Origin of the sequence: uncultured Thermomonas sp. (assembly GCF_937872235.1) — a bacterium.
GTDB lineage: Bacteria > Pseudomonadota > Gammaproteobacteria > Xanthomonadales > Xanthomonadaceae > Thermomonas > Thermomonas beijingensis.
Map to the genome: position 1 here is coordinate 1 of NZ_CALMPC010000034.1, position 2,171 is coordinate 2,171.

The following is a 2,171-nucleotide window of genomic DNA, read 5'->3' on the forward strand; positions in this document are numbered from 1 at the left end:
GCGCTTCCATCACCCGCGGGCTGGCGTAGTTCTCGGAGGCGATCAGCTCGACGTGGTCCTCCTGGCGACGGTCTTCTGCGGCAATGGCCTTGGCCAGTTCGGGATCAAAAGCGGCAAGCGTGTCGGCACGGGAGAACATGGGGGACTCCGGGATTGGGGGGATTGCGATTGTAGCCCGCGGGCGGTGGTACCGAGGACGCCGCCAACCCAATGGCATATCGATATGCAAAATCATCATGCCAGCACCCGAAACCTGCGAAAATGACGGCTTCGGATTCAGAAGCCTCCACCATGCTGCGTGTGCCCTCTGTCTCAGGCCTATGGCCCGGCCTGCTGTTGGCCTGTGTGCCTGCACTCTTGGCATGGCTGGGCGGCATGGCCTTGCCGCTGGTAGGTGGCGCGGTATTGGCGATCTTGCTGGGCGTGGCGCTGCGCGCCGCGTGGACGCCGCCGGCGCAATGCGCACCAGGGATCGAATTTGCCGGGAAATACGTGCTGCAAGCGTCCATCGTGCTGCTGGGGCTGGGGCTGGATCTGGGCGAAGTGGCGCATGTTGGCCGCGCCTCGCTGCGCGTCACCCTGGCCACGCTGACGCTTGCCTTCATCGCCACTTGGCTGCTGCGCCGGCTGCTGCGAATCCCGGGGAAATTGGCGGTGCTGGTGGGTGTGGGCACGGCCATCTGTGGCGGCTCGGCCATTGCGGCAGTGGCACCGATTCTGCAAGCCGAGGAGCATGACACCGCGTTCGCGCTGTCCACCATTTTCCTGTTCAACGTGGTGGCGGTACTGCTGTTCCCGTGGCTGGGGCATCTGCTGGGGATGGATGCCACCCAATTTGGATTATGGGCCGGCACCGCAATCAATGACACGTCATCCGTCGTCGCCGCAGGCTATGCCTATGGCCACGCTGCCGGCGACTATGCGGTGATCGTCAAACTGGCGCGGGCGAGCATGATCGTGCCGGTATGCCTGCTGCTGGCGGGCGCATTGGCATGGCGGGCACGCGGGCAAGCTGCCGGCAGTGCCCAGCCGTCCCTGCGCAGCGGCAGCATCGTGCCGTGGTTCATCTTGTGGTTTATCGCCGCATCGCTGCTGCGCAGTGCGGGGTGGGTGCCCGCAGCGGCACTTGGCGGGCTGCACCTGGCTGCCAGCATGGCGATGGTATTGGCCCTTGCCGCCATCGGGTTAAGCGCAAACCTGCAACAAATGCGCGCCACTGGGCCGCGCCCGGTGCTGCTGGGCCTCGGCGTGTGGCTGGCAGTGGCGCTCGCAAGCTTGGCGATGCAAACCGTCCTTCCGCACTGATACCCCAGACAATGTTCGACTCTTGACCTGAACCCGGCCGGCCACCAGGCCAACCGGTTGGTGTTCACGCCTCATCGTGTGATCAGTGGTTCAAGATGAGATGGGTGATGATTCCGGTGGTGATCGCCACCAACAAAAAATCACCGGCATCGCTACGCCGCCAGTAATAGCCGGACGGTGGGGCGTATAGGCCGTAATTGCCCCAGTCGTTGACCACATAGGTTGGCGCATAGCCCCTGCCGTAGTAATACCCGCCGCGACGCCAGTAAGGGGCAGGCACCGGGCGATACACCACGCGCGGCGCAGGCCGGTAGTCATTCGGGCGGTAGTAGTCGCGATAACCACCCCGATAGTCGGCGCGATCGTCTCCGCGATAGTAATCGCCACGCGAGTTGCCGTAGCTGCCGCGATACCTCCCATGATTGCCATTGTCGTGCGCGGAGTTGCGCCATCCACTGTTGTTGCCCTGATGGTCCCAGTCGCGTTGACCATTCCGGTGTCCATCGTGGCCATGGTGATCGCCGGCCAGTGCCGGTGCCGACACCATCCCAAGCATCACGGCTGCAGCGGCAACAAGTGAGAATAAGGTTTTCATGGCTGACTCCCGTCCGAGTAGTTCGTGACTCAACTATCTACCCGACAGACTGAATAAAGCATTGCTGCAGCCGGCACCTTGTCGCCACCCTCAGCCAGTATTCAAGGAACTCAACCCGAGCCACTGCCGGTATAATTTGCCGGTTGCCACCCCCCTTTTGCCATTCGCACCTCATGGTGCGGGCGCGTTTGCGCTCACGGAGCTTTCTGCATGTCCTCGCAATACATCTACACCATGAACCGCGTGTCCAAGATGGTTCCGCCCAAGCGGC

At 62.9% G+C, this 2,171-nt stretch carries 2 protein-coding genes and 1 pseudogene; 1 reads left to right on the forward strand and 2 read right to left on the reverse strand.

From position 1 onward, the window contains the following. A pseudogene (glyA, locus tag QWB57_RS03125) lies at positions 1-139 on the reverse strand (serine hydroxymethyltransferase); the annotation flags it as partial. Positions 140-261: 122 nt separating this feature from the next. Here glyA and QWB57_RS03130 point away from each other — a divergent pair. Beyond that, positions 262-1,305: a putative sulfate exporter family transporter gene (locus QWB57_RS03130; protein WP_288968288.1), complete on the forward strand. Its 1,044-nt coding sequence runs from the start codon at positions 262-264 to the stop codon at positions 1,303-1,305. 82 nt (positions 1,306-1,387) lie between these two features. Here the strand turns inward: QWB57_RS03130 and QWB57_RS03135 are convergent, their stop codons facing one another. Further along, positions 1,388-1,900, reverse strand: coding sequence for an RcnB family protein (locus tag QWB57_RS03135; protein WP_288968290.1), 513 nt, complete (start codon positions 1,898-1,900; stop codon positions 1,388-1,390). Positions 1,901-2,171: the final 271 nt, after the last annotated feature.

What these genes read in the sequence shown, in the direction of transcription:
- QWB57_RS03130 (WP_288968288.1), top strand. Translation starts at nt 262, where the DNA reads ATGACGGCTTCGGATTCAGAAGCCTCCACCATGCTGCGTGTGCCCTCT.
- QWB57_RS03135 (WP_288968290.1), bottom strand. Translation starts at nt 1,900, where the DNA reads ATGAAAACCTTATTCTCACTTGTTGCCGCTGCAGCCGTGATGCTTGGG.